The organism is Pseudomonas sp. MWU16-30317 (assembly GCF_020515695.1).
Lineage (GTDB): Bacteria > Pseudomonadota > Gammaproteobacteria > Pseudomonadales > Pseudomonadaceae > Aquipseudomonas.
Map to the genome: position 1 here is coordinate 874,435 of NZ_JAIWJA010000002.1, position 19,001 is coordinate 893,435.

Consider the following 19,001-nt stretch of genomic DNA (forward strand, 5'->3'; position numbering starts at 1 on the left):
CACGCCGACGACATGCCACACTTGGGGCTTTTCGAATTCAGGGAAACTGTCGTGCAGATCGATCTCAAAGAGCCTGACCAATTTACCGAGTCGGCGGTCCGTCTATTGATCGCCAGCGGCCAGGATTCGGTACACAACCAGCTGCGGGTCAGTTCGGCGGGGATGGCCTATCTTTCTGTCGATGCGATAGGTGGGGCGGCGATCGAAGGATTGTGCTTTCGCTTTGAGACCTGGTCGGCGGGGTCCGGCTGTGTCGGTGAGGTTGCGGCGTGTGATGAGGTATGGGTGCGGCAGATCTTCAACGCGCTGCGTGAGCACTGGACCAATCCCGGGCAAGACTACATCGATGTCTATTGAGTTCTTGCGGGGTTGGTAAACATCCTGACACGATTGCGCCGTCATGCAAGGCGTCTATCTCGGGCAAAATTGGGGCCTTTTGCAACATGACGGCAGTGATGTTGTCGCACGAAAGGCAAATTTCACTCTAGGAGGCTTCATGCCCTGCATGCGCGTTTCATCCCTTCCCTTGCTCGCGGTACTGGCGTTGGCTGGCTGCTCTACTGGGGGTGCCGACAAGTCGCCGGCTGCCGATCCTGCATCCGCGCCGGTCGTAGCGACTGATGGCCGCTGCGATTCCGACCTGGCAAAATTCGCCGTGGGCCAGATGGCCAGTTCGGCTTTGCTGCAACAGGCTCAGCAACGCTCGGGAGCGCAAACGGCACGTATTCTTCGGCCTGGGGACATCATGACTTTGGAGTATCGCTCGGAGCGCTTGAATCTCAATGTCGACGCTCAGGGCGTGGTGGCGCGCGTCAACTGCGGTTGATCGAAAGACCGGCATTTGAAGGGTTTTAGGTAAATTACAAGCATAAAAAAACCCGTCCGAAGACGGGTTTTTTCAGTTTCGGGGAGATTACTCGCCGCGAACCTGAGCAGCCTGCATACCTTTCTGACCTTTCTCGGCCACGAAGGAAACAGTCTGGCCTTCTTTCAGGCTTTTGAAACCGTCGGATTCGATAGCTTTGAAATGAACGAACAGGTCGTCACCGCCACCTTGAGGAGTGATGAAGCCGAAGCCTTTCTCATCGTTGAACCACTTTACGGTGCCGGTTTGGCGATTAGACATGGTGAATCTCCAAGAAACATAATATTCAGTAGTGCTGTGCTGCTCAGGCCAACTGGGCACACCGAGCTATCATAGTCTAAATGCCGGCTGTGTAGCTCCCTGAATGCAGTATTTGCGAAGCGTAATCACTCTGTCGGCATCTGGGTTTTGCGAATAGCCCTTATTTTACAGGGGGTTGACGATCGACCGAGGGTGAAAAAAAACCCGTAAATTATTTAAAAAAAATCTCTCCAGGGCAGTTTTTTGTCTGCAATCGGGCGCAAAAAGCCATTTTTGCGCCCGATGCGGGCTATTTTTGTACTTGGCAGGCGCTCACGGCAGCCATCATTCTGCCCTGCAACTCTTCGCTGGGGGCGGTCGGCCCCGTCAACGCTTTTATGTCAGCATCGCTGAGTTTCTTGGCGATGGCATCGGCGCTGCAGGTGCAATGCTGCTTGGCGATGGCGGCAGATACGTGCTGGCCAGCGGTGTCCTCGCACTGTTTCAGGAAAGTGTCCTTGGTGCCCGCTGGCCACGTGCCCGCCTGGGCGCTGGCGAATGGCAGAATGGCGGCGAGGGCGGTCAGGGTGATGAGGGACTGAAGACGCATGCGAAGTGCTCCTTGTTATCGATAAGGATGGTGAGGATTATTCAACACATCAGAACCAGGCAGTGGCGCGCAAGTTCACCGTGCGGCGGCTTTTTGCACTGTTGTGGCGCCTTGTAACAACACCTGCGCGCAATCCGCGCCTCTATCTATGCTAGGATGGCCTCCCGCAACGCTCTGGGGCGCCGCAAGGCACCGTTCTGTTGCGGGCTTAACCCTTTTTCGCACCATCCAGTCACTCTGGTTCGTACTCGTTGGGCTTGGCGACAACTGCCACTGTGAGGCAGGCGTTTGCCATCAAGCAGGCCCGATGCGGATCTTGTACTGGCTCATCCCAACCCACGTGACCTTTGGTAGGGGTCACCACTAGGAGAGGAGGCGCCATGCCCACCATTACTCTTCCCGACGGTAGTCAACGTTCGTTCGACCACGCAGTGTCTGTTGCAGACGTTGCCGCTTCCATTGGCGCCGGTCTGGCCAAGGCCACCGTTGCCGGCAAGGTCGACGGCAAGCTGGTCGATGCCTGTGATCTGATCCAGGGCGATGCCAGCCTGCAGATCATCACGCCGAAGGACCAGGAGGGGCTGGAGATCATTCGCCACTCTTGCGCTCACCTGGTTGGCCATGCGGTCAAGCAGCTGTATCCGACCGCCAAGATGGTCATCGGCCCGGTCATCGACGAAGGCTTCTATTACGACATCGCCTTCGAGCGCCCTTTCACCCCCGACGACATGGCCGCTATCGAAGCGCGCATGCGCGAGCTGATCGATCACGACTACGACGTGATCAAGAAGGTCACCCCGCGCGCCGAAGTCATCGAAGTGTTCAAGGCGCGTGGCGAAGAGTACAAGCTGCGCCTTGTCGAAGACATGCCCGATGAGCAGAACATGGGCCTGTACTACCACGAAGAATACGTCGACATGTGCCGCGGTCCGCACGTGCCGAACACCCGTTTTCTCAAGTCGTTCAAGTTGACCAAGCTGTCCGGCGCCTACTGGCGCGGCGACGCCAAGAATGAACAGCTGCAACGCGTCTACGGCACTGCCTGGGCGGACAAGAAGCAGCTGGCCGCTTACATTCAGCGCATCGAAGAAGCCGAAAAGCGTGATCATCGCAAGCTGGGCAAGCGCCTGAACCTCTTCCATCTCCAGGAAGAAGCGCCAGGCATGGTGTTCTGGCATCCTCAAGGCTGGACGGTGTACCAAGTGCTTGAGCAGTACATGCGCAAGGTGCAGCGTGAAAACGGCTACCTCGAGATCAAGACCCCGCAAGTGGTCGATCGCAGCCTGTGGGAGCGCTCCGGGCACTGGGCCAACTACGCCGAGAACATGTTCACGACTGAGTCCGAGAGCCGCGACTACGCCATCAAGCCGATGAACTGCCCTTGCCACGTGCAGGTGTTCAATCAGGGTCTGAAGAGCTACCGCGAGCTGCCGTTGCGCTTGGCCGAGTTCGGCGCCTGCCACCGCAACGAGCCTTCAGGCGCGCTGCACGGCATCATGCGTGTGCGTGGCTTCGTCCAGGACGACGCCCACATCTTCTGCACCGAAGAGCAGATGCAATCCGAATCGGCGGCGTTCATCAAGCTGACCATGGAGGTCTATTCCGATTTTGGTTTCAAGGACATTCAGCTCAAGCTGTCTACTCGCCCTGAAAAGCGCGTTGGTTCCGATGAATTGTGGGATCGCGCCGAGTCGGCATTGGCCGCTGCGCTGGATCATGCTGGCCTGCCGTACGACCTGCAGCCCGGCGAGGGCGCCTTCTACGGCCCGAAAATCGAATTTTCGCTGAAGGATTGTCTCGGTCGAGTGTGGCAGTGCGGTACACTGCAGCTCGATTTCAACTTGCCGATCCGTCTGGACGCCGAATACGTGTCCGAAGACAACAGCCGCAAGCATCCTGTGATGCTGCACCGTGCGATCCTCGGATCGTTCGAGCGCTTCATCGGTATCCTGATCGAGCACTACGAAGGTGCATTCCCGGCCTGGCTGGCGCCGACTCAGGCGGTGATCATGAATATCACTGATAAACAAGCCGATTTTGCCCTGTCCGTGGAAAAAAATCTGACGGAAAGCGGTTTTCGTGCCAAGTCTGACTTGAGAAATGAAAAGATCGGCTTTAAAATCCGCGAGCATACTTTGCTCAAGGTTCCGTATCTCCTGGTCATCGGAGATCGTGAAGTTGAAACGCAAACTGTCGCTGTGCGTACCCGTGAAGGCGCAGACCTGGGCTCCATGCCCGTCGCCCAATTCACCGAGTTCCTCGCACAAGCGGTTTCCCGGCGTGGTCGCCAAGATTCGGAGTAATTACTATTAAGCGTGAAATGAGACAAGATAAACGAGCTGCACCGAAGGCCCCGATCAACGAGAATATCTCGGCACGCGAGGTTCGGTTAATTGGCGCTGACGGCGAGCAGATTGGCATCGTCTCGATTGATGAAGCGCTTCGTATCGCTGAAGAAGCGAAGCTGGATCTGGTAGAGATTTCTGCCGACGCGGTACCGCCTGTCTGTCGTGTGATGGACTACGGCAAGTCGATCTTCGAGAAAAAGAAGCAGATCGCCGCGGCGAAGAAAAACCAGAAGCAGATTCAGGTTAAAGAAATCAAGTTTCGTCCAGGGACGGAGGAAGGGGATTACCAGGTAAAACTTCGCAACCTGGTACGTTTCCTGAGTGATGGGGACAGGGCCAAGATTTCCTTGAGATTTCGCGGTCGTGAGATGGCGCATCAGGAGCTGGGCATGGAACTGCTCAAGCGGGTCGAACAAGATCTGCTGGAGTACGGTTCCGTTGAACAGATGCCGAAGATGGAAGGACGCCAGCTGATCATGGTCATCGCCCCCAAGAAAAAGAAATAACCACCAGGGCACGGCAGGCCTTGCGGTTATGTTTATCAACTGAATGCGGAGTATCCGAACATGCCAAAGATGAAGACTAAAAGCGGTGCAGCTAAGCGGTTTTTGAAAACCGCCAACGGCATCAAGCACAAGCACGCTTTCAAGAGCCACATCCTGACCAAAATGTCGACCAAGCGTAAGCGTCAATTGCGCGGAAGCAGCCTGCTGCATCCGTCTGACGTTGCAAAAGTCGAGCGCATGCTGCGCCTTCGTTAATTTTTGGTTAAGAATAGAGGAATTTACTCATGGCTCGTGTAAAGCGTGGCGTCATTGCCCGTAAGCGTCACAAAAAGATTCTGAAACTGGCTAGAGGTTACTACGGCGCTCGTTCGCGCGTATTCCGTGTAGCCAAACAAGCGGTCATCAAGGCAGGCCAATACGCCTACCGCGACCGTCGTCAGAAAAAACGTCAGTTCCGCGCTCTGTGGATCGCTCGTATCAACGCTGGTGCTCGTGTTAACGGTCTGTCCTACAGCCGTTTCATCGCTGGCCTGAAAAAAGCTTCCATCGAGATCGACCGTAAGGTTCTGGCTGATCTGGCTGTGAACGAAAAAGCGGCGTTTGCTGCGATTGTCGAGAAAGCTAAAGCCACCTTGGCCTAAGTACCCACGACAATCACTGGCGAGCGCTTCGGCGCTCGGCGGTGTTAAACGTCATAAATAGGGGAAGAGCCTTTAGCTCTTCCCCTATTTTGTATCTGGAGTCTGTACATGGAAAACCTGGATGCGCTGGTCTCTCAAGCTCTGGAGGCCGTGCAACACGCTGAAGACATCAATGCCCTGGAGCAGATCCGGGTTCAATTCCTCGGCAAGAAGGGCGAGCTGACTCAGGTGATGAAGACCCTGGGCAATTTGCCGGCAGATGAGCGTCCGAAAGTCGGCGCGCTGATCAACGATGCCAAGGAACGTGTCACAGAAGTCCTTAACACGCGAATGGCTGCGTTCGAAGAAGCCGAGCTGAGTGCCAAGCTCGCTGCCGAGCAGATCGACGTGACCCTGCCGGGCCGCGGTCAGACCTCTGGTGGTCTGCATCCGGTGACCCGTACCCTCGAGCGTATCGAGCAGTTCTTCACTCACATTGGCTACGGCATTGCCGAAGGCCCTGAGGTCGAAGACGACTACCACAACTTTGAAGCGCTCAACATCCCAGGCCATCACCCGGCCCGTGCGATGCATGACACTTTCTATTTCAATGCCAACATGTTGCTGCGTACCCACACCTCTCCGGTGCAGGCGCGGACCATGGAATCGCAGAAGCCGCCGATCCGGGTCGTGTGCCCAGGTCGCGTGTACCGTTGCGACTCGGATATTACCCACTCGCCGATGTTCCATCAGGTCGAGGGACTGCTGATCGACCGCGATATCAATTTCGCGGACTTGAAAGGCACCATCGAAGAATTCCTGCGGGTGTTCTTCGAAAAGGAACTGGCGGTGCGTTTCCGTCCGTCCTTCTTCCCCTTCACCGAGCCTTCGGCTGAAGTCGATATCCAGTGCGTGATGTGCAGTGGCAAAGGCTGCCGGGTCTGCAAACAGACCGGTTGGCTCGAAGTCATGGGCTGCGGCATGGTGCACCCGAATGTGCTGCGCATGTCCGGTATCGACCCTGAAGAGTTCCAGGGGTTTGCTTTCGGTATGGGCGCCGAACGGCTGGCCATGCTGCGTTACGGCGTCAATGACTTGCGCCTGTTCTTCGACAACGACTTGCGGTTCCTCGCGCAATTTCGCTAGCCGTAACGAATCTTTCAGGAGAGCAGGATGAAATTCAGTGAACAATGGCTGCGTGGCTGGGTAAGCCCGCAAGTGTCCCGGGACGAGCTGGTGGCGCGTCTGTCCATGGCCGGCCTGGAGGTCGATAGCGTGACCCCGGCCGCGGGCGTTTTCAGTGGTGTGGTGGTCGGCGAAGTGCTTTCAACCGAGCAGCACCCCGATGCCGATAAATTGCGTGTGTGCCAGGTCAGCGATGGCGCCGAGACGTTCCAGGTCGTGTGCGGAGCGCCCAATGTGCGCCCGGGCCTGAAAATTCCGTTCGCCAAGATCGGTGCCGAGCTGCCAGGCGACTTCAAGATCAAGAAGGCCAAGCTGCGTGGTGTCGAGTCCAACGGCATGCTTTGCTCGCAGTCCGAGCTGCAAGTGGGCGAGGGCAATGACGGTCTGATGGAGCTGCCGGTCGATGCACCGGTGGGCGAAGATTTGCGGGTGTACCTGCAGCTTGACGACGTTAGCATCGAGGTCGACCTGACCCCGAACCGCGGCGACTGCCTGTCCTTGGCAGGCCTGGCCCGTGAAGTCGGCGCCTTGTACAACTCGCCTGTAACTCGTCCAGTGGTGGCCACTGTGGCCCCGGTCAGCGACGAAGTCCGCTCCGTTGAAGTCGTCGCACCAGCCGCGTGCCCGCGATTCCTCGGCCGTGTGATCCGCAACGTCGATCTGGCCAAGCCTACGCCCCTGTGGATGGTCGAGCGTCTGCGCCGTAGCGACGTGCGCAGCATCGATGCCGCGGTCGACATCACCAACTACGTGATGCTCGAGCTCGGCCAGCCAATGCACGCCTACGACCTCGCCGAAATCGACGGCGGTATTCGGGTGCGTATGGCAGAAGAGGGCGAGAAGCTGGTCTTGCTCGACGGCCAGGAAGTCACCCTGCGCAGCGATACCCTGGTCATCGCCGACCATAGCCGTGCTCTTGGCATCGCTGGCGTGATGGGTGGTGAGCACAGCGGTACCTCGGGCAAGACCCGGGACATCTTCCTTGAGTGCGCCTTCTTCGAGCCGATTTCCGTCGCCGGCAAGGCTCGTTCCTACGGGCTGCACACCGATGCCTCGCATCGTTTCGAGCGTGGCGTCGATTCGCAACTGACCCGTGAAGCTATGGAGCGCGCCACTGGCCTGCTGCTGGAAATCACGGGTGGTGAGCCTGGTCCGATCATCGAAGTGGTCAGCGAAAGCCACTTGCCAAAGATCGAGCCTGTGCTGCTGCGCGCCGAACGCGTCAGCCAGATGCTCGGCATGGAGTTCCCGGCCGCAGATATCGAACGCCACCTGAAGGGCCTGGGTTTGACCCTTGCTTCTCAGGGTGAAGGCCAATGGCTCGTCGGCGTACCAAGCCATCGTTTCGATATCAGCCTGGAAGTCGATCTGATCGAAGAGCTGGCCCGTCTGCACGGTTACAACCACCTCCCGGTCCGTTATCCGCAAGCGCGTTTGGCCCCGCAAGCCAAAGCAGAAGCTGCTGGCGACTTGCCGCTGCTGCGCCGCCTGTTGGTTGCGCGTGGCTATCAGGAAGCAATCACTTATAGTTTCATCGATCCGAAGTGGTTCGAGCTGTTCAACCCAGGCGTGGAACCGCTGCTGTTAGCGAACCCGATCTCTGCCGACATGGCGGCGATGCGCTCGTCGCTGTGGCCGGGTCTGGTCAAGGCATTGCAGCACAACCTCAATCGTCAGCAGGATCGTGTGCGGCTGTTCGAGAGTGGCCTGCGCTTTGTGGGCCAGCTCGAGGGCCTCAAGCAAGAGCCGATGCTGGCCGGTGTGGTCTGCGGTTCGCGTCTGCCGGAAGGCTGGGCGCAAGGTCGCGATGGCATCGATTTCTTCGATGTGAAGGCGGATCTGGAAGCGGTGCTCGGCTTTGCCGGTGCACTGGATGAATTCACCTTCACGCCCGGCAAGCACCCAGCACTGCACCCCGGCCAGACCGCTCGTATCGAGCGTGACGGCCGCGAAGTTGGCTATCTGGGCGCACTGCATCCAGAGTTGGTGAAGGGGCTGGGGCTGGATCGTCCGGTATTCCTGTTTGAAGTGATATTGGCTGAAGTGGCTGTGGGCCGGCTGCCGAAATTCCATGAACTTTCGCGCTTCCCGGAAGTGCGTCGTGACCTGGCGCTCGTAGCTGATCGCGATGTGCCAGCCAGCGCGGTACTGGATGTGATTCGTGAAAAGGCCGGTGAATGGCTGACAGACCTCAGGCTGTTTGACGTCTACCAGGGTAAAGGTATTGATCCGCATAGAAAAAGCCTTGCAGTTGGCTTGACCTGGCAGCATCCATCGCGCACTCTTAATGACGATGAGGTGAACTCCACGACGCAAGACATCCTCACCTCGCTCGAACAAAGGTTGAACGCCACGTTAAGGAAGTAGCGCATGGGGGCTCTGACGAAAGCTGAAATGGCGGAACGTCTTTATGAGGAGCTGGGCCTGAATAAACGGGAGGCCAAGGAATTGGTCGAACTGTTTTTTGAGGAAATCAGGCACGCTCTCGAAGATAACGAGCAAGTCAAATTGTCCGGTTTCGGCAATTTTGACTTGCGCGACAAACGCCAGCGGCCTGGCCGCAATCCAAAAACGGGAGAAGAAATCCCGATCACGGCTCGCCGTGTGGTCACCTTTCGTCCAGGGCAGAAGTTGAAGGCCCGAGTTGAGGCATATGCTGGAACCAAGTCATAACGACGAACTCCCGCCGATCCCTGGCAAGCGCTACTTCACCATTGGTGAAGTTAGCGACTTGTGTGCGGTCAAGCCCCACGTACTGCGGTACTGGGAGCAGGAATTCCCTCAGCTCAACCCGGTAAAGCGCCGCGGCAACCGCCGGTATTATCAGCGCCAGGATGTGTTGATGATCCGTCAGATCCGTGGTTTGTTGTACGAACAGGGTTTCACCATCGGCGGTGCTCGTTTGCGCTTGTCGGGTGATGAAGCCAAGGACGACAGCAATCAATACAAGCAACTGATCCGCCAGACCATCTCGGAACTTGAGGATGTGCTGTCGGTGCTGAAGAAATAAATCCGGAAAAAATCCTTCCATATTTCAAATGGTTAAGGTATATTTTTCGCGCTTTCAGTGGTTTGGGAGCGGCTTTGGAGCTAAGGTTTCAGGGCTTGATTGTAAGAGTTACGCTCGGTCGGGGCGTAGCGCAGCCCGGTAGCGCACTTGCATGGGGTGCAAGGGGTCGAGTGTTCGAATCACTCCGTCCCGACCATTTAATTCAATGACTTAGCCCAACCTTCACCGGTTGGGCTTTTTCATGCCTGCGGTTTTTGAGCGAGTAGTCTAAGCACCCTGTGGTTCGTCAAGGTCTACGCAGTATCAAATCCAACCTCACTTAAACATACCAGTTGGCCAACCTGGCATCCGCCTGGCTTCGGCTTCCCTGGCAAAAACCTATCGCGCCGGCGCGATTGTGAATGCTGGAAGTATATGCTGCTGGAGTTCGTCGATCACCTCCAGGGCCGGTCGGCGTGTGGGTTTGAGGTTCAGTGCAACGTGATTGATCCCGGCCTCCCGTTGACGGGCGAAGAAGTCCTTCAGTGCATGCCGACCGCCGCGCAGCAATCGTCCCGTTTGTAGAGGCGCGTCAGCATTGGTGTCCAGATCGAACATGGCGCCATAGCCAAACGGAACAAATCCTCGCGAAGATGTCACTTCTCGCCAATGCGGGACGGCCTCTGGCATGCGCAGCGGATCCCCGTGCCAAATCCAAGCATCGACATTCTCCGCCAGCCACTCCAGGCTTTGGCCAGCACGGCCTATGGCAATGACAGGGATACGCGGAGCAGCTGGCTTTGGTACAAGATCGATATCCCCCCTTAGCTCGCCAAAATGTTCAGTCTTGAGGCGTGGGAACGACTCTGAAGTCAGGGTTTTGATGAGCGCTACTGCCTCTTGGTAGCGCTGTACGCGGCTCGAGAAGTCGACGCCGAACGCGGGGTACTCCGTTGCGCGGTCACCCGAGGCCATGCCCGCGAGGAAGCGGCCACCTAATAGTTGATCCGCCGTGGCGAGCTGTTTGGCTGTGATAATCGGCTCGCGTAATGGGCTGACGATGCCGGCAGTGCCGACCGCAATCCTGCCGGTCAGTGCGGCTAACCAACCGGCATACACCAATGGGTCGAGAACTTGGCCAGTGTCCCCGAAAGATGGATCGTAAAACGGCACGTCGCGCAGCCACAGTGCCGCCGCATCGCTCTGGTCAAGGCGCTGCACTATCTCCGCCTGGTCCGCCAGGTTCGGGAAGGGGCTGTCTGGATATCCACAGGCGGGAGAGATAAATCCAATGGTCAACTCGCCGGGCTGGAAGGTGCGGCTAAACGTTGTATGGTTCGCCAGGTCATGGGATTGATTGTTCTGAACCATCAGTCGTACTCCATTTTGCAAACAGGTCGCACTATTCTAATGATGAGCCGAACGCCAATTTCCGACCTTTTGGATCGAGAATGGTGAAAAAACTTCCCCAATAGCCGGCCGCGGACATATCGCCACCTTCATTTATTGAAGTCCTCCAGCGCCGTTATCGAGTCAATTCATGCCCAAATGGCACGCGAAACCCCGAGGCGTTGCGGTGACCGCCGCCGCCGTATTGGCTGGCGACTTCAGAGACGTCGACGCCTTGGTCGGTACTTCGCAATGAAAACGATCGCCCCTCGGGCCCATCCGAGTAGCACGCGGCAAAGGCCTCGCCGGCGGTCATGATGTTCCCTGCATCGCTGGCGAACATGCCGGGGATATTGGCGACGGGCACGTCATGCCCGCCGATCACCATCCGCCGCTGAGTGCTCCGTATCAGGTCGGTTACCGTTTTCTGGCGCTGGCGCTCGATGGCCACACCGTCCGAGAGCAGGCTGCTGACCTCGTCGGCAAATAGCCCATCCCAAATCTCGAAATCCTGTGGGTAGCTGAACAGGTTCGCGAGTATTTCGCGGGTGCCTGCCAGCTCAAACCGCCAAAGGTCCCGATCCTCGATATGATTGATCAGGGCAGGGCGCGGCTGACCGGGGAAGAAGAAGTCCCAGGCCAGGCCAGCGCCGGATCGGTTCATGTCGAACAGCGCGTGCAGGCGGCCGTCGCGGTGTTGCTGGTACGATTCGTGCGATGGCCCCGCGCTCGGTACGTCTTGCAGGGCGGCCTGTGCTGTCTTGTGGTGGTCGAGCACCAGCACTGACTCGGCAACATCTGCCATGGCGGTCAGTATTTCGAGGTTGAACGAAAAGTCGACGATGATCACGCGCTTGCCGGTGGCGTCTGGCGCAGGCGCGCCGTGCTTGGCCGCGTGGAAGTCGATGTCGGCACCTAGGGCTTCGCGCACGACCCAGGCGGCGCCGAAGCCGTCGGCGCAGTTGCCATGATAAATGCAAAGGTAGTGCGGTTGATCTTGTGGCATGAGGTTCCTTGTCCGGCAGGTGGCCGGCGGGCTCGAGTGTAAGGGGTAGACGGTTATACCGGCGATGCAATACCTTCAGCTGACGCAGCTTATAGGGGATCGAACTGCGATGTTCGTGTTGCTGGGTATTACCCTCTGGGCCATTGCTCTATTTATGCTGGTAATTCACTTCGAAGCCTCGGCCGCCGCGTTGTTCATGTTCGGCCTCGCGATGATGTGGCCCGCCATCTTCTACGGCAAGCAGGGCAATAAGCGCTTCGCTGGCTGGTACCAGTCCCTGAAGATTCTGTTGAGCAGTTGGCACTGATGGCTGTTGAGTTTCGTGCCATCCATCAAGTTGTCCGAAGCGCCAGTCAGGCTTGAAGGTCCGCCATACGACGCCTCTGGTCAGCTCCAGTCTCGGTCGACAGGCGTGACCACTGGCAGACGCTGCAATCAAGCGTGATAAGGTGACCCCATCTGAATATCTTCGGGGACCGCCGAATGCCTTACGAGTTAGATGGCCGCCTGGTAATCGGCGTGGCCTCGAGTGCCGTATTCAACCTGCTGGAATCCGACGCGATTTTCAAAAGTGAAGGCGAGGAGAAGTACCGAAAGTTCCAGGAGACGAACCTCGACAACCCTCTGCCCAAGGGCATCGCATACCCCTTCATCAAGCGTTTGCTGTCCCTCAATGACCTCTCGCCTGACCCGGCCGATCCGCTGGTGGAAGTCGTGCTGCTGTCCAAGAATGACCCCGATACCGGGCTGCGAGTCATGAAGACCATCGAGCATTATGGCCTGCCCATGACTCGGGCTATTTTCATGCAGGGCCAATCACCTTATGAATACATCCCGGCGCTCAACATTGCGTTGTTCTTGTCGGGCGACAAGGCCGATGTCGAGGCTGCGATCAAGGCCGGGCATCCCGCCGGGCAAATGCTCGACTCCAAGTTCGATGATGACGAAGACGACCAGACGTTGCGGATTGCCTTCGACTTCGACGGTGTATTGGCAGGGGACGAATCGGAGGCGGTCATGCAGACCGCTGGCCTCACTGAATTCCATGCTCATGAAGTCAAGAACGTCATGCAGCCCCATCACCCAGGGCCGCTGAAAGAGTTCATGGTGCGGATTGCCAAAATTCAGTCTGTGGAAGAGGCGCATAAAAAGAATAATCCCGGCTACAAGAACCGGATCCGCGTCTCTATCGTCACCGCACGCAACGCGCCCTCCCATGAGCGTGCCATGAACACGCTCAAGAGCTGGGGCGTGATGGCCAACGATGCGTTCTTTCTGGGGGGGATCGAGAAGGGCAGGGTACTGGGTGTTCTTAAACCGCACATTTTCTTCGATGACCAATCAGGGCATCTCAAGTCCGCCAGTGCGGTTGCGCCATCGGTGCATGTACCGTTCGGGATCACCAATCAGGCTGCACTCGGGCCGTCTGTTGCTGAAGCGCCCGAGCGCATCGAGGACGCCCTCTAACGGGTCAAGATGCCTGCATTGGCAACGGCGCGCTCACTTCTGATCCTCGTCGCCTTTGCCAGACAGGCTTTTGCCCGTGAACAACACCATCAGTACCCCGGCGACCAGCACGATCCCGGCGATCAACGTATAGAGCTGCCGATCCGCCATAAGCGAGACGTTGCTGATGCGGGCACCATCGGCCGTCGCTAGGGTGGTGTCCATCATGAACGCCGCGATCATGGCGATCACGCCGACGACGGTAAGAATCAAACCAAGGCCGCGCATGGCATCTGTTCCTCAAAGGTGAGGCGCGATTCTACCACTCTCGCCATCCGCTTTGATGGCTCAGCTATGTTTACCCGCCGCAACGCTAGGCTCGACCAAGCTCAAATGCCAGCCGTTGTCGTCATGCTGATAGATCGCAACAAGGCTGCCACTTTCTTTGTGCAGCGTGCCATTTTTGCCCGGAACATTCACCGAAAAATCGGCGATGGAATAACCGCCTGCGCCCGTGACGTGGACCTCTTTGATAGTGATCTGGTGACCCTGCGCGCCAGACTTGAAGCGGTCGACATAATAGTCATGCAAGGCCTTTTGCCCCCGAACCAGCGGGCCGGATGGCGACACAAGCACGCCATCACTCGCATAGAGAGAAGCCATGGCGTCCGGGTTTTTGGCTGCATAGTTGGAATCATAACTGTGGCCAAGGCTCACCGCAGCGTTCATCAGTTCCGTTTGGTCAGCATCTGCAGCATAAGCCGAGGACGATGCGGCGAGGGCAGTAAACAATGCGGCAGAAACACAGGTCGGGATTTTCATCTGTCAAACTCCATTTATTATGTGAGTCGATATTTGCCTGCTGAACTGCTTTGCATAGCAGGTTGCTATGTTGTGAGGTGAGGTCAATCTAGCAGTGACCTTTGCTCGATTGGATGTAGATTGTTTTATACAGTTGAAGTGAATGGTCCCCATTGCTAGCGGTCCCGGATAGCAGCCCGCACTACCGGGACGCGCTCCCCAGGCTCAATCCAAAAGCAGCACCACTCCTCCATCCCGCCTCAGGTTTACCCCCAGCCCGCCGATACCACCTCCAGACGACCCCAATAATCAGAAAAACCATCGCGCTCCCAGCGATAAAGTCAGTACCACCTTCTTGCCGCCACCATTTCGCACAAGCCTCAAGCCTTCGGACGGTTTTCCATGAAAAGAACCTTGCGTTTCAGCCACAAGATCCTCATTGCCGCTGCCCTGATCGTCGCCGTAGCCTTCGCCCTGTTCACCAGCTACAACGACTACCTGCAGCGCAACGCCATCCGCAAGGACCTGGAAAACTATCTGCATGAAATGGGCGGCACCACGGCCAACAACATCAGCAACTGGTTCGATGGGCGCATCTTGCTGGTCCAGAACCTCGCGCAGAACATCGGCCTCAACCCCGAGCCTGGCAACGTGGTCCAGTTACTGGAACAAAAGGCCCTGACCTCGAGCTTTCTGTACACCTATCTGGGCACCACCGAGGGCACCTTTACCATGCGGCCCGACGAGGCGATGCCGGCCGGGTATGACGCGCGCACACGCCCCTGGTATCAGGCGGCCAAGGGCACCGGGCCAGCGCTGACCGAACCCTACGTGGACGCGGCCTCGGGCAAGCTGATCATTACCGTGGTTTCGGCCGCCAACAAGGGCAGCCAGGCCCTGGGCGTGGTGGGTGGCGACTTGTCGTTGGAACGCGTGGTGCAGATCATCAACTCGCTGGACTTCGGCGGCATGGGCTATGCGTTTCTGGTCAGCGCCGACGGCAAGGTGCTGGTGCACCCGGACGGCAAACTGGTGATGAAGACCCTCACCGATCTTTACCCTAAAAACACGCCACGCATCGGCACTGATCTGAGCGAGGTCGAAGTGGACGGCAAGACTCGTCTGGTGACCTTCGCCCAGATCAAGGGCCTGCCATCCGTGGACTGGTACGTGGGCATTTCGGTGGACAAGGACAAAGCCTATTCGATGCTCAGCGAGTTCCGCACCTCGGCGATCATCGCGACCGTCGTGGCGGTGATTTTCATCATCGCGCTACTGGGGATGCTGATTCGCGTACTCATCCAGCCCTTGAACACCATGACCCGGGCCATGGAAAACATCGCCGACGGTGAGGGCGATCTGACGCGCCGGCTGACGATCCACAGCCAGGACGAGTTCGGCGTGCTCGGCACCGCGTTCAACCGCTTCGTAGAGCGCGTGCATGGCTCGATTCGCGAAGTCGCGTCGGCCACCGAGCACGTCAACGAGGTGGCGTTGCGCGTTGTCAGCGCTTCCAACTCGTCGATGGTCAACTCCGATGAGCAGGCCAACCGCACCAACAGCGTCGCGGCCGCGATCAACGAGCTGGGTGCGGCCGCCCAGGAAATCGCCCATAACGCCGCGCTCGCTTCGCAACAGGCGAGTTCCGCGCGCGAGTTGGCGCAAGAAGGCCAGCAAGTAGTCGATCAGAGTATCCAGGCGATGACGCGCTTGTCCGATCTGATCAGCACCTCCAGCGGCCATATCGAGATGCTCAACAGTAAAACCGTGAACATCGGCCAGATTCTCGAGGTGATCACCAGTATTTCTCAGCAGACCAACCTGCTGGCCCTGAACGCCGCGATCGAGGCCGCGCGGGCAGGTGAGGCCGGTCGTGGTTTCGCCGTGGTCGCCGACGAGGTGCGCAACCTTGCACACCGCACCCAGGAATCGGCGCAGCAGGTGCAGGGCATGATCGAAGAGCTGCAAGTCGGCGCCCGGGCGTCGGTGAGCACCATGGGCGAAAGCCAGCGACACAGTCAGGACAGCGTCGGTATCGCCAACCAGGCGGGCGAGCGGCTGAGCAGCGTGACCCTGCGCATTGGCGAAATCGATGGCATGAACCAATCGGTCGCCACCGCGACCGAGGAACAGACGGCAGTGGTGGACGCGATCAATATGGATATCAGCGAGATCAACATGCTGAATCAGGAGGGGATGGAAAACCTGCAATCGACGCTGCGCGCCTGCGCGGATCTAGAACAGCAGGCCACGCGGTTGAAACAGTTGGTGGGCAGTTTCAAGATCTGACGGCGACATGCAACCAAAGATGCCGCGATCAACGCGGCATCTTTCATTCAAGCCTTAGCGATAACGCTCGAGCCAATGCGCATACGGCGCCGGCAACGTCCAGGAAGCCTTGTCCACCCCCAGCTCCTTGGCGGCGAAATACGGCCAGTGTGGATCCGCCAGATGCGCCCGGCCAACCGACACCAGGTCCAGATGCCCAGCCTCGATGGCTTCGTGGGCCAGCTGCGGCGTACCGAAGCCCCACGCCGAAGTCACCGGCAGAGCCGCCTCGCGACGCACGCGCTCGGCAATCGGCCCCATGAACGCGGGTCCCCAGGGGATGTTGGTCTCGGGAATGGTGAAGCCCACGCTGACGCTCAACAAGTCCAGGCCACCGGCCTTGAAGCGGCGAGCCAGTTCAATGGACTCGGTCAAGGTCTGCTCATCGCGGCCGTCGTACTCGAGTACGCCAAAACGCGCGGTCAGGGGCAGGTTCTCCGGCCACACTTCACGAACGGCGGCGAGGGTTTCAAGCAGGAAGCGGCTGCGGTTTTCAAAGCTGCCACCGTACTCATCGGTACGCTGGTTGGAGTGCTCGGAAAAGAAGCTCTGGCCCAGATAGCCGTGGGCGAAGTGCAGTTCGATCCATTCAAAGCCGGCATCGCGGGCACGGCGGGCGGCATCGACGAAGTCCTGGCGCACGCGAGCGATGTCTTGCAGGGTCATTTGCTGTGGGACTTTCGGCAGGTTGGCACCGAACGCGATCGCCGAGGGGGCGATGGTCTGCCAGCCACGGGGATCGCTCTCAGCGATGTGATCGTCGCCTTCCCAAGGGCGGTTGGCGCTGGCTTTACGGCCGGCGTGGGCGATCTGAATGCCCGGCACGGAGCCTGCGGCCTTGATCGCCTTGACCACGGGGACAAAAGCCTGGGCCTGTTGGTCATTCCAGATGCCGGCGCAGCCTGGGGTGATCCGGCCTTCCGGGGACACAGCAGTCGCTTCGACCACTACCAGGCCTGCGCCGCCACGGGCCAGACCGGCGAGATGCACATGGTGCCAATCGTTGATCACGCCGTCGTCGGCCATGTATTGGCACATCGGCGGAATCGCGATGCGATTGCGTAGGGTGATGTCCTTCAGGGTGAAGGGCTCGAACAATGCGGACATAGGAAAACTCCAGGCAGGTTTTGATTCGCTTGTTCGATAGTATTCGAAATATGGCTTTAATTGAAACCCCTCGCTATCATCCGACTATGCGAGCCCTCAAACATCCCCCGCCATCCGATTTCGTCCTCGAGCGTCTGCTGTACGCCCTGAGTGATCCCGTGCGCATGGGAATCGTCCGCTGTCTGGCCGCAGTGCCTGAGGCGTCGTGCGGCGAGCTGGATGGTGGACGGCCCAAATCCAGCGTGTCCCATCACTTTCGGGTATTGCGCGATGCCGGCCTGGTGCAGACGCGCAATGTCGGCACCACGCACATGAACTCGCTGCGGTCCGAGGAGTTGAATGCTCGGTTTCCCGGATTGCTGGACTGCATCCTGGCGCAGTCCTGATCCGCGCATCGACCGGCATGTTCGATACACAAACGTGCGCCGCGCGTCCGAAAACCTTTATGCCAATTCCATCGCTGTGCCTTCGGGCCCGCGCGCACTTGTCTAGTCCGCGCGCCTTCCTAGTCGCCACATTCATCGTAGATGTCGGCTAGATACCTGCAATATGCCGGCTTTATCCGTCAAGAAACTGTTATCTCGCGTTCATCTGCGGGTCATCGGACTGCCACACGCTCTCTCTAAGGTCACTCGCACTGCAGCCCGCCATGGACCGGTTGCACCGCTCGGCGATTGGCCGTGGCAAGCCTCCAGACCACAAGACAGAGAAGCCCATGAACGCAGCCATTCATGTCGACCGCTTGAACAAGACCTTTGCACGCAAGACCGCCCTGGTCGACCTTGCATTGTCTATACAACCCGGAGAAATGGTCGCGCTGATCGGCGCCTCGGGTTCAGGGAAATCCACCTTGCTACGCCACCTGGCGGGCCTCGCCTGTTGTGACCGCCGCAATGGCGGCACGGTGCAAGTGCTGGGCCGAGACGTACAGACATCCGGACGCTTGAACAGCCAGGTACGCCGCCTGCGCGCCGACATCGGCTACATCTTCCAGCAGTTCAACCTGGTCAACCGCCTCAGCGTACTGGACAACGTGCTGCTCGGCTGCCTGGGCCGCATGCCGCGCTGGCGGGGCACCCTCGGGCTGTTCAATGCCGAGGAAAAACAGCGCGCCATGGAGTCGCTGGCCCGCGTCGGCCTGGCCGATCTGGCCCAGCAACGGGCCTCGACCCTATCCGGTGGCCAGCAACAACGGGTGGCGATCGCCCGAGTGCTGACTCAACGCGCCGAGGTCATTCTGGCAGACGAGCCCATCGCTTCGCTGGATCCGGAGTCGGCGCGCAACGTCATGGAGATCCTCGCCGATATCAATCGCCGCGACGGCAAGACCGTGGTCGTCACCCTCCATCAAGTCGACTACGCGGTGCGCTATTGCCCGCGTGCCGTGGCCCTCAAAGGCGGGCGCATTCATTACGACGGCAAGGGCGATGCGCTCAGCAGTGAGTTTCTCAATGAGCTGTACGGCGCCGACGTCGAGACCAGCCTGCTGGTCGCCGATCAAGCCCGCAACGCTGGCAAACCGCCGCGGCTGGTACTGGCCCAGGCCTGATTGCAGCCCCTC

Annotated in this window: 22 protein-coding genes and 1 tRNA gene; 16 read left to right on the forward strand and 7 right to left on the reverse strand. The window is 58.5% G+C overall.

Features of this window, described 5'->3' with window-relative positions; all coding sequences use genetic code 11:
- Positions 1-51: 51 nt before the first annotated feature.
- Complete coding sequence (locus LIX93_RS08880) at positions 52-357, forward strand: hypothetical protein (RefSeq protein ID WP_226503709.1); 306 nt, start codon at positions 52-54, stop codon at positions 355-357.
- A 139-nt stretch (positions 358-496) separates the two neighbouring features.
- Complete coding sequence (locus LIX93_RS08885) at positions 497-826, forward strand: I78 family peptidase inhibitor (RefSeq protein ID WP_260524731.1); 330 nt, start codon at positions 497-499, stop codon at positions 824-826.
- Positions 827-913: 87 nt separating this feature from the next.
- Here LIX93_RS08885 and LIX93_RS08890 read toward each other — a convergent pair whose 3' ends face one another.
- Together LIX93_RS08890 and LIX93_RS08895 are read right to left on the reverse strand one after the other, a co-directional pair.
- On the reverse strand, positions 914-1,126 hold the full coding sequence (locus LIX93_RS08890; protein ID WP_003234260.1) for a cold-shock protein: 213 nt from the start codon (positions 1,124-1,126) through the stop codon (positions 914-916).
- 289 nt (positions 1,127-1,415) lie between these two features.
- Positions 1,416-1,715: a hypothetical protein gene (locus LIX93_RS08895; RefSeq protein ID WP_226503619.1), complete on the reverse strand. Its 300-nt coding sequence runs from the start codon at positions 1,713-1,715 to the stop codon at positions 1,416-1,418.
- Positions 1,716-2,095: 380 nt separating this feature from the next.
- On the opposite strand from LIX93_RS08895, the gene thrS reads away from it, so the two are divergent.
- From thrS to LIX93_RS08940, 9 genes are all read left to right on the forward strand, one after another.
- Positions 2,096-4,018, forward strand: coding sequence for a threonine--tRNA ligase (gene thrS, locus LIX93_RS08900; RefSeq protein WP_226503620.1), 1,923 nt, complete (start codon positions 2,096-2,098; stop codon positions 4,016-4,018).
- Positions 4,018-4,569: a translation initiation factor IF-3 gene (gene infC, locus LIX93_RS08905; RefSeq protein WP_226503711.1), complete on the forward strand. Its 552-nt coding sequence runs from the start codon at positions 4,018-4,020 to the stop codon at positions 4,567-4,569. Before thrS ends, infC begins: the two co-directional genes overlap by 1 nt.
- A gap of 60 nt (positions 4,570-4,629) precedes the next feature.
- Positions 4,630-4,824, forward strand: a complete 195-nt coding sequence (gene rpmI / locus LIX93_RS08910) for a 50S ribosomal protein L35 (RefSeq protein ID WP_002553160.1) — start codon at positions 4,630-4,632, stop codon at positions 4,822-4,824.
- A gap of 29 nt (positions 4,825-4,853) precedes the next feature.
- The gene (gene rplT / locus LIX93_RS08915; protein ID WP_226503621.1) at positions 4,854-5,210 is read left to right on the forward strand and encodes a 50S ribosomal protein L20; all 357 of its coding nucleotides are present in this window, start codon (positions 4,854-4,856) and stop codon (positions 5,208-5,210) included.
- A gap of 108 nt (positions 5,211-5,318) precedes the next feature.
- On the forward strand, positions 5,319-6,335 hold the full coding sequence (pheS, locus tag LIX93_RS08920) for a phenylalanine--tRNA ligase subunit alpha (RefSeq protein WP_226503622.1): 1,017 nt from the start codon (positions 5,319-5,321) through the stop codon (positions 6,333-6,335).
- A 27-nt stretch (positions 6,336-6,362) separates the two neighbouring features.
- Positions 6,363-8,741: a phenylalanine--tRNA ligase subunit beta gene (gene pheT / locus LIX93_RS08925; RefSeq protein WP_226503623.1), complete on the forward strand. Its 2,379-nt coding sequence runs from the start codon at positions 6,363-6,365 to the stop codon at positions 8,739-8,741.
- 3 nt (positions 8,742-8,744) lie between these two features.
- Positions 8,745-9,047 carry an integration host factor subunit alpha gene (gene ihfA / locus LIX93_RS08930; RefSeq protein ID WP_002553164.1) on the forward strand — a complete coding sequence of 101 codons (303 nt, stop codon included), beginning with the start codon at positions 8,745-8,747 and terminating at the stop codon, positions 9,045-9,047.
- Positions 9,028-9,384, forward strand: a complete 357-nt coding sequence (locus LIX93_RS08935) for a MerR family transcriptional regulator (RefSeq protein ID WP_226503624.1) — start codon at positions 9,028-9,030, stop codon at positions 9,382-9,384. Before ihfA ends, LIX93_RS08935 begins: the two co-directional genes overlap by 20 nt.
- 119 nt (positions 9,385-9,503) lie before the next feature.
- A tRNA-Pro gene (locus tag LIX93_RS08940) sits at positions 9,504-9,580 on the forward strand.
- A 182-nt stretch (positions 9,581-9,762) separates the two neighbouring features.
- Here the strand turns inward: LIX93_RS08940 and LIX93_RS08945 are convergent.
- Both LIX93_RS08945 and LIX93_RS08950 read right to left on the reverse strand, forming a co-directional pair.
- Positions 9,763-10,734 (reverse strand): LLM class oxidoreductase, encoded by a 972-nt coding sequence (locus tag LIX93_RS08945; protein WP_226503625.1) that lies wholly within the window; start codon positions 10,732-10,734, stop codon positions 9,763-9,765.
- Positions 10,735-10,888: 154 nt separating this feature from the next.
- A complete protein-coding gene (locus LIX93_RS08950; protein WP_226503626.1) occupies positions 10,889-11,758 on the reverse strand; it encodes a DHHA1 domain-containing protein in 870 nt (289 codons plus the stop codon).
- A gap of 109 nt (positions 11,759-11,867) precedes the next feature.
- Here LIX93_RS08950 and LIX93_RS08955 point away from each other — a divergent pair, with 109 nt between their 5' ends.
- On the forward strand, positions 11,868-12,065 hold the full coding sequence (locus LIX93_RS08955) for a hypothetical protein (protein ID WP_226503627.1): 198 nt from the start codon (positions 11,868-11,870) through the stop codon (positions 12,063-12,065).
- A 176-nt stretch (positions 12,066-12,241) separates the two neighbouring features.
- Positions 12,242-13,225, forward strand: coding sequence for a 5'-nucleotidase (locus LIX93_RS08960; RefSeq protein WP_226503628.1), 984 nt, complete (start codon positions 12,242-12,244; stop codon positions 13,223-13,225).
- Positions 13,226-13,258: 33 nt separating this feature from the next.
- Here the strand turns inward: LIX93_RS08960 and LIX93_RS08965 are convergent, their stop codons facing one another.
- Together LIX93_RS08965 and LIX93_RS08970 are read right to left on the reverse strand one after the other, a co-directional pair.
- Complete coding sequence (locus LIX93_RS08965) at positions 13,259-13,492, reverse strand: hypothetical protein (RefSeq protein WP_226503629.1); 234 nt, start codon at positions 13,490-13,492, stop codon at positions 13,259-13,261.
- A gap of 60 nt (positions 13,493-13,552) precedes the next feature.
- The gene (locus LIX93_RS08970; protein ID WP_226503630.1) at positions 13,553-14,026 is read right to left on the reverse strand and encodes a DUF4440 domain-containing protein; all 474 of its coding nucleotides are present in this window, start codon (positions 14,024-14,026) and stop codon (positions 13,553-13,555) included.
- Between the two features lie 381 nt (positions 14,027-14,407).
- Here LIX93_RS08970 and LIX93_RS08975 point away from each other — a divergent pair, with 381 nt between their 5' ends.
- The gene (locus LIX93_RS08975) at positions 14,408-16,294 is read left to right on the forward strand and encodes a methyl-accepting chemotaxis protein (RefSeq protein ID WP_226503631.1); all 1,887 of its coding nucleotides are present in this window, start codon (positions 14,408-14,410) and stop codon (positions 16,292-16,294) included.
- A 54-nt stretch (positions 16,295-16,348) separates the two neighbouring features.
- Here LIX93_RS08975 and LIX93_RS08980 read toward each other — a convergent pair whose 3' ends face one another.
- Positions 16,349-17,440 (reverse strand): NADH:flavin oxidoreductase/NADH oxidase, encoded by a 1,092-nt coding sequence (locus LIX93_RS08980; protein ID WP_226503632.1) that lies wholly within the window; start codon positions 17,438-17,440, stop codon positions 16,349-16,351.
- A gap of 50 nt (positions 17,441-17,490) precedes the next feature.
- Between LIX93_RS08980 and LIX93_RS08985 the strand changes: the two genes are divergently transcribed.
- Positions 17,491-17,826 (forward strand): helix-turn-helix domain-containing protein, encoded by a 336-nt coding sequence (locus LIX93_RS08985; protein WP_226503633.1) that lies wholly within the window; start codon positions 17,491-17,493, stop codon positions 17,824-17,826.
- A 329-nt stretch (positions 17,827-18,155) separates the two neighbouring features.
- Positions 18,156-18,989, forward strand: coding sequence for a phosphonate ABC transporter ATP-binding protein (gene phnC, locus LIX93_RS08990; protein WP_226503634.1), 834 nt, complete (start codon positions 18,156-18,158; stop codon positions 18,987-18,989).
- Positions 18,990-19,001: the final 12 nt, after the last annotated feature.